The sequence below is a fragment of the Bacillus sp. JAS24-2 genome (assembly GCF_008274905.1).
Classification (GTDB): domain Bacteria; phylum Bacillota; class Bacilli; order Bacillales; family Bacillaceae_G; genus Bacillus_A; species Bacillus_A cereus.
Genome location: NZ_CP031068.1, coordinates 2233626 through 2241205 on the forward strand (window position 1 = coordinate 2233626; position 7580 = coordinate 2241205).

A 7580-nucleotide genomic window follows, 5' to 3' on the forward strand; every position below is an offset into this window, starting at 1 on the left:
AAAGTGGAATATAATTGAAATCGAAAACCACTTAGAAATAACAATTACGGTGTGAGCTATTGTATAGTATAGATATGTTTAAAAATAAAGGGGGAATACATATGTGGAAGCGATTTGTAGCAATTGGTGATAGTTTTACAGAGGGGATAGGGGATGAAGTTGAGGGAATTGCATTAAAAAGCTGGGTAGATCATTTTGTTCAACTGTGTGAAAAAGATATAGAATATGCCAATTTTGCAAAGCGTGGGTTAGTAACTGAAGAAATTCGCTTGCAGCAATTGGAAAAGGCGTTAACTTTTAATTCAGATTTGGTTAGTCTCATTGCAGGGGCAAACGATGTTTTAAAAGGACGTTGGAATCATGATGCATATAAGAACGATATGGAATTTATGATAGATACATTAAGTAAAGCAGGGGCTGATATTATTATAGCAAACCTTCCAGATTTTACAGTTAGGCTCCCTTTTGCTTCTGAAAAAAAACAAGTAATAAAAGAACAATTATTAGAGGCAAATGAAGTTATACATTCACTGAGCAGAGAGTATAAGCTTCATCATGTTGATTTTTGGAATCATCATTTAGTTAACGACAATACGCTTTGGTCTAAGGATTTAATTCATCCAAACTCAAAAGGATATGTAAAAGTTGCTGAATTAATTTTTAGTAGTTTGCCTGTACAGAAGACAAAATAATAGTTTGCAATGTAACGAATATGATATTAAGTGTATGAAGCTATGTTTTTTAGTAAATGGAAAGAACTAAACATTTAGCAAACAAAGCGTTTCTACGATATATTTCTACAGTAGTGCACAAATACAGAATCACAAAGAAAGATCACTTATGGAAATAGGTGGTCTTTAAATGTTTTTATAACTAAATTAGTATATACTGTATTACTAACAGTTTCGTACTACAAAAAAATTAAGTTCTCTTATAGAAAAACTGATATTATCTTAAAATATAATAACATGTTCAAATCATATTTTAGGTATGTATCCTAATTGTGAATGATGTGTAATTTTTTTGAAGTATAAATATCCAATAAATAAAATAGGTAGTAGGTGCAGAAGTATTAATACTATATTATTTAATTCTTGTTATGAGTACATTAGTGATTAGTAATATTATATTTTTTTATTATCAACTTTAGTTATTGGAATTAATTTGAATAGAAAATATGTAGGATAGGGAAAGGTACATATACTTTAATGTATATGTACCTTTTTTAGTAAGGATTTATAGTCTCTATAAACTATTATATTAATAAAATTAAAAAACTTTATTCTTAATATTCCTATGGTTAAAGCTATCTATAAAATGAAAATATAACCAAATAATAGTTTTGTTATGATTTGTGGATTTGGTTTTTTTATCCGAATTTTCTGATTCAAATATTTCAACTTTATGAATATAGTAGGTGAAATATTTGTGTGATAGTATTTGAGATAGAAAAAAGCCAACTTTAAAAAGGATGTGAATTGAATGTGCAAACGACTGTAAAGGGTTATATTAAGGCAACGTTTAGCTGTTATTAGTGTAAGGTAAAGATATATTTTGTAACAGTTGATATAAAAATGAAGAAATAGGTACGCTTTCGCTTGTCTGACTATTTTAAATATATGAAAAATAAGAGCGGTTTGAGTTTTGACGAAGTTAAATTCTAGGTGAGATGTCAATAATGATTAATTAAGTTTAATAAAGAGGTACCTTATACGCAAAAGCGTTTATATTAGTAACCTAAGGAGCTTGCTTTTATGAAAACTACTGATTCAAAAGGCCTATTAGGAAATAGGGTTTATTTACAAGTTTTCTCTGCCTATTCATTGCTTATGCTTGGTGTTTTTATTGATATGTTAGCGATTATGACTATAGTTGGGTTTGAATGGGAAGTAGATCCTACTATGATTGGATTGATTCCTGTTGCATATGCACTTCCTGGAATTATTTTTGGCTCATGGGCAGGTGTTATTGCAGATCGTTTTAGAAAAATTCCAATTATGATGTTCTGTAATCTAATGGTTGGTCTAATAACAATTGCTCTTTTATTTGTACAAGATATCCACTGGCTCTTAGTGGCATTAATGATTCGTTCCATTTTTATTGTTTTCTATTATCCTGCACAGCAAACACTAACAAGACAGATTGTATCCCCGGACTTGCTTACTAAAGCAGTAAGTATCAACGGAATAGTAGAGCAGGGTACAAAGATAGTAGGCCCACTTATAGGGGGCATGTTGTTGAGCTGGTTTCAACCAGAGTTCTGCCTCATTATAAGAGCTATAAGTTGTTTATTAGCTACTTTAGTTTTGATACCCACAATAAAATTTAAAGAAACTATATCGAAAGAATTTGTTGAAAAGCAAAAACAAAGTACTTGGACCGCTTGGGTACAAGGGTGGGGTTATGTGTTATCTAATCGGATAATATTATCAACCATGATTTTCGTTACAATAGCCATGGCGGTATTACAATTAGTAGACTCACAATTCCCAACTTTATTTAAGAGCTTATTCCCACATGATAAAAGTAAAATGGGATATATCATTTCTATTATTGGTCTTGGCGGAATACTTGGTGCATTACTAACTCAGAAATTAAAACAATTTCAATATGGCTGGGTAGTATGTGGAGGTATGGTTTTAATGGGAATTGGTTTTGGGGGGATTGGTTTGATAACGCCCGGTACGGTCTTCGTTTTAGCCTATTTAATTAGTTTTATCGCTGGTATCGGAAGTGGGCTGATGCTTGTATCTAATCAAGTCATTTTACAAATAGAATCGGATCAAGATCAAGTAGGAAGAGTATTTGGTATACAAAGCAGTTTAACAAACGCAGTTCTAATTATTTCTCCTGCTATGAGTGGTCCATTAGTGCATTTGTTTGGAGTAACTCAACTCTATGTTTATGGAGGGATTGGGCTTGTTATTATTGGAGTAATTGGAGTTTCACTGCAGAAATATTTATGGGCTAAACATAAACACGAACCTATAAGAGCAAATAATTTTTGAAGGGAAGATTTTTATGACCAATGAGGAATGTTATCCATTAAGCCATCCGCAGCGAAGAATATGGTATACAGAAGTTATTCATTCTGATAAAGGAATATGTAATTTAAGATTTTTATTTAAACTTCATCGAAAAATGAACTATTCAAAATTAAACCAAGTTGTGAATCGCGTTATCAGTGAAAATGACGGTCTGTGCATTAGGTTAAAAGAAAATGGGCATCAAGAACCTAAACAATATTTTATTAAACATGAAGAACAAGAATTTGAGTTTTTTGATTTCAGTAATGTGGAGAATACAAATTTGCTTGAGGAATGGATTGAGCAGAAAACAAAAGAAACGTTTACATTATTTAATTCGAATTTATACTATTTCGCTTTAATAAAATTAAACGATAATGAATGTGCGGTCTTTGGAAATGTTCATCATATTATTATGGATGGTTTATCAATTCAAATATTTACTGAGCAGATTGCAAAATATTATTATGACATGCATAACGAGAATGAGGAAGGCGAAATTAAAAATTCATATGTTCAATTTCTGACTAATGAACAAACATACTTGAATAGTAGTCGTTTTCAAAAAGATCAAAAATTCTGGTTAGAGGAATTTAAAACACTGCCATCTGTGACCGGGTTGAAGCCTTATAATACGTACCAAGTTAGTACCAAAGCATCACGTGAGACGTTTATATTAACGGAGCATTTGAAGAGAAAGATAGAAAAATTTTCTGAAGATTACAAATTTAGTTTATACACCCTTTTTGTTGCTGCTTTCTCGTTGTCCATGTATCGGTGGACCTCATCGCTTGATATTGGTTTAGGAATGGCTTACGGCAACCGTATGACTAAAATGGAACGAAAATTGATTGGAATGATGGTGAGTACAGTTCCTTTAAGAATGGATATTGATCCAGAAGAAGAAGTACTTTCATTTATTAGTAGGGTGTCCAGAAAACAAAGTAAATCATTAAGACACCAGAAATATCCATTTGATTTGTTATTAAAGCAGATTAATAAAGAGAATAACAGTAATGTGAGACTTTTCGGAACTACGATTGATTATAGGGATCGTGATGAAAGTGGTGACTCACTATGGATTCCAAACCGTGAAGAAGTACAAGATTTTGCAGTGCATATTGAAAATCTAATTGATATAGACTCTTTACATGTACATATTGATTATCGTGAGGAGCTATTTTCTAAGGAAGAGATAGAACGATTCTTTAACGTTATGCTAGTGATACTGGAAAATATTTTTGAAAACCCAAAGCAGAAGGTGGCTGAAATAGAAATCATTTCTGAGGAGGATAAAAGAAAAAGTTTAGTTGAGTTCAACAATCCTAAACTGGATGTCCCGCCTCAAGTAACTATTCATGAAATGTTCGAACGGCAAGCGATGATTTATCCAAATGCTATTGCAGTTACGTATGAAAAAGAAAAAATTACTTATAAGGAGCTTAATGAACGTGCAAACCAGTTAGCTCATTATCTGCAGAAAAAAGGAGTAGGACCTGATACTTTAGTTGGACTGTGCGTTGAACGTTCCCACGAGATGATTGTAGGTATTTTAGGGATTTTGAAGGCTGGTGGGGCTTATGTCCCACTTGATCCAACATATCCAGAGCAACGACTTCAATATATTTTAGAAGATGCTAGCATTCAGTTATTCGTAACGCAAGAAAGTTTAAAAGAATTGAACTGGTTACCAGAAAATGTTGAGTCGATTTGCCTGGATCGTGATCAAGATGAGATTGGGAAAGAAAGTAAGACTTTGCCGGTTTCTGGTGTCGGTCCCCAAAATCTGGCATATGTAATCTATACTTCGGGATCAACGGGAAATCCAAAGGGCGTTATGATAGAGCATCACAATGTCATTCGGTTATTTAAATCGACGGATTGTTGGTATCAGTTTAATGAAAAAGATACTTGGACGCTTTTTCATTCGTATGCATTTGATTTCTCAGTATGGGAAATTTGGGGAGCATTATTATATGGTGGAAAATTAGTTGTTGTTCCGTACTGGATTAGTCGATCACCTAAGGATTTTTATCAATTATTGGTGGAGGAAGAAGTCACAGTTCTAAATCAGACACCTTCCGCATTTCGACAATTAATACAAGTGTGTGAACAAGAAGATGAGAATAAAAATTTGCAGCTGCGTTATGTCATATTTGGCGGAGAAGCGTTAGAACCTACTAGCTTGTTACCGTGGTTTCAAAGGTATGGGGAGAAAAACCCACAGTTAATTAATATGTATGGAATTACAGAAACTACAGTTCATGTTACATATTATCCAATTACTTTAGATGATGTGCAGCAGGCTTCAAGAAGTAATATTGGAAAGCGGATTCCCGATTTAGAAGTGTATATACTAGACGCTTATCAACAACCTGCTCCTATAGGTGTTGATGGTGAACTTTATATTGGCGGAGCAGGGCTTGCACGTGGGTATTTAAATAGACCTGAATTAACAGCAGAGCGTTTTATATCTCATCCATTTAGTAGTGATCTGAAAGCAAGATTATACCGGACAGGAGACTTAGCGAGGTATTTGCCAGATGGGAATCTAGATTATCGTGGAAGAATTGATCATCAGGTTAAAATACGTGGTTTCCGAATTGAGATTGGGGAAATTGAGTCTACTTTACATACATATGCATATGTAAAAGAGGTAGTTGTAATTGTAAGAGAAGATCAGCCAGGCGATAAACGATTAGTAGCATATGTTGTAGGAGATGGAAATGTAGATGCGTGGAGAGAGTATCTTAAAGCGAAACTACCAAGTTATATGGTTCCTTCGGGATTTGTGGCGATGGAAGCTATTCCACTTACAGCTAACGGTAAAGTTGATCGTGAGGCCTTACCTATGCCGGAGGAAACGCAGATTAATAGTGAATGTGTTGGCCCTCGGAATAGTAACGAACAGATACTAACTACCATTTGGAAGAGAGTATTAGGTGTTAAAAAGGTGGGAATCTATGATAATTTCTTTGAAATTGGTGGCGACTCGATTCTCAGTATTCAAATCATATCTCAAGCAAGTCAAGTGGGGTTAAAACTTACTCCAAAGCAAATGTTTGAATGCCCAACTATCGCTGAGCTGGCACAAGTGGCTATAGAAACGCAGGGAGTACAAGCGGAGCAGGGAATTGTGATAGGTGATGTGCCTCTTACTCCAATTCAGTGCTGGTTCTTCGAGCAAGAACATCCACATACAGAGCATTGGAATCAATCAATGCTTTTAAGAGTAAAAGAAAGATTGGATGTGAAATTACTAGAGGGAGCGATATTAAATTTACTGAAACATCATGATGCTTTACGTTTCCGGTACGAACAGTTACCAAACGGAACGTGGAGGCAGAGAAATGAAGGGACTGATGAGCTGTCAGTACTCCATGTTGTAAAACGGAATCAAGTTAATGAAAAAGAGTGGAATAAAATAATACAAGAAGAGATGAATATTCATCAAGCTAGTTTCAATTTAATTACTGGTCCGTTAATGAAAGTAGTGTACTTTGAAGATAACTTGATTGAAAATGATCGAATATTCTGGGTGATACATCATTTATTAGTAGATGGAGTGTCATGGAGGATTCTATTGGAAGATTTACAGGTGGTATATAACCAGATGAAACAAGGTCAAGAAATTCGCTTACCTGCGAAAAGTACATCTTTTAAAGAATGGTCTGAACGACTTCAGACATACAGTGATTCGGGTATTTCAAAAGAAGTAAAGGATTATTGGAATGAACAAGTAGAAAAAGAAACGATGAAAATTCCAATGGACTATCCAATACAAGAAACGACAGAAGAATCGATTGATCAAGTGACGAGGACTTTAGGAATAGAAGAAACACAAGCATTGTTTCACGAAGTTCTAGTCACTCATAAGACAAGGATTGATGAGGTACTATTAACGGCATTAGGACAAGCTATCGTCGATTGTACAAATCAGCAAACCGTTTCTATTCATCTAGAAGGACACGGGAGAGAAGAGATGATTGAAGGTATTGATTTATCAAGGACAGTGGGCTGGTTCACGAGTATTTATCCCGTTCATCTCAATTTTCAAGGAACTCAGACACCTATTGAAGGGTTAAAGGCAGTCAAAGAGCAATTGCGTCGAATCCCAAATCGCGGAGTTGACTATGGTATTTTACGTTACTTGAATAAAGGATTACTTCCGTTTTATCAGCAAAAGCCTTCAATAAGCTTTAACTATTTGGGCCAATTTGATCAGGTGTTTTCAAGGGACTCTTTGTTTATGCAAGAGACAGGATTTACATTTTTAGATCATGCTCCAGATTCCAAACCATCTCATCTAATTGATGTTATCGGAATGGTGAAAGATGAAAAGTTACATTTTATTTGGATGTATAGTAGGGAACAGTTTTCTAAATTAAAAATTCAAGTGATAGCAGATGGTATGTTGAGGCATCTTCGTCAACTTATAAATAAACCAACAACAGAGTCTGCTTTTACGGTATCAGATTTTGCTGATGCAGAGGATCTTACGGAAGAAAGCTTGAGCAAAGTATTACTTAAATTAACAAAGAAGAGGGTGTAAAA

Annotated in this window: 3 protein-coding genes; all 3 read left to right on the top strand. The window is 34.3% G+C overall.

Annotated features, from left to right (window positions below; translation table 11 throughout):
* The first annotated feature begins 101 nt into the window (after positions 1-101).
* The 3 genes from DN407_RS11675 to DN407_RS11685 all read left to right on the top strand — a co-directional run bounded on the left by DN407_RS11675 (position 102) and on the right by DN407_RS11685 (position 7578).
* Complete coding sequence (locus DN407_RS11675; RefSeq protein ID WP_141528383.1) at positions 102-692, top strand: SGNH/GDSL hydrolase family protein; 591 nt, start codon at positions 102-104, stop codon at positions 690-692.
* 1062 nt (positions 693-1754) lie between these two features.
* Positions 1755-3008, top strand: a complete 1254-nt coding sequence (locus tag DN407_RS11680) for an MFS transporter (RefSeq protein ID WP_000858613.1) — start codon at positions 1755-1757, stop codon at positions 3006-3008.
* Positions 3009-3021: 13 nt separating this feature from the next.
* Entirely contained in the window at positions 3022-7578 is a 4557-nt protein-coding gene (locus tag DN407_RS11685) for a non-ribosomal peptide synthetase (RefSeq protein WP_149216265.1), read from the top strand.
* Positions 7579-7580: the final 2 nt, after the last annotated feature.

What these genes read in the sequence shown, in the direction of transcription:
- DN407_RS11680 (WP_000858613.1), top strand. Translation starts at nt 1,755, where the DNA reads ATGAAAACTACTGATTCAAAAGGCCTATTAGGAAATAGGGTTTATTTA.
- DN407_RS11685 (WP_149216265.1), top strand. Translation starts at nt 3,022, where the DNA reads ATGACCAATGAGGAATGTTATCCATTAAGCCATCCGCAGCGAAGAATA.
- DN407_RS11675 (WP_141528383.1), top strand. Translation starts at nt 102, where the DNA reads ATGTGGAAGCGATTTGTAGCAATTGGTGATAGTTTTACAGAGGGGATA.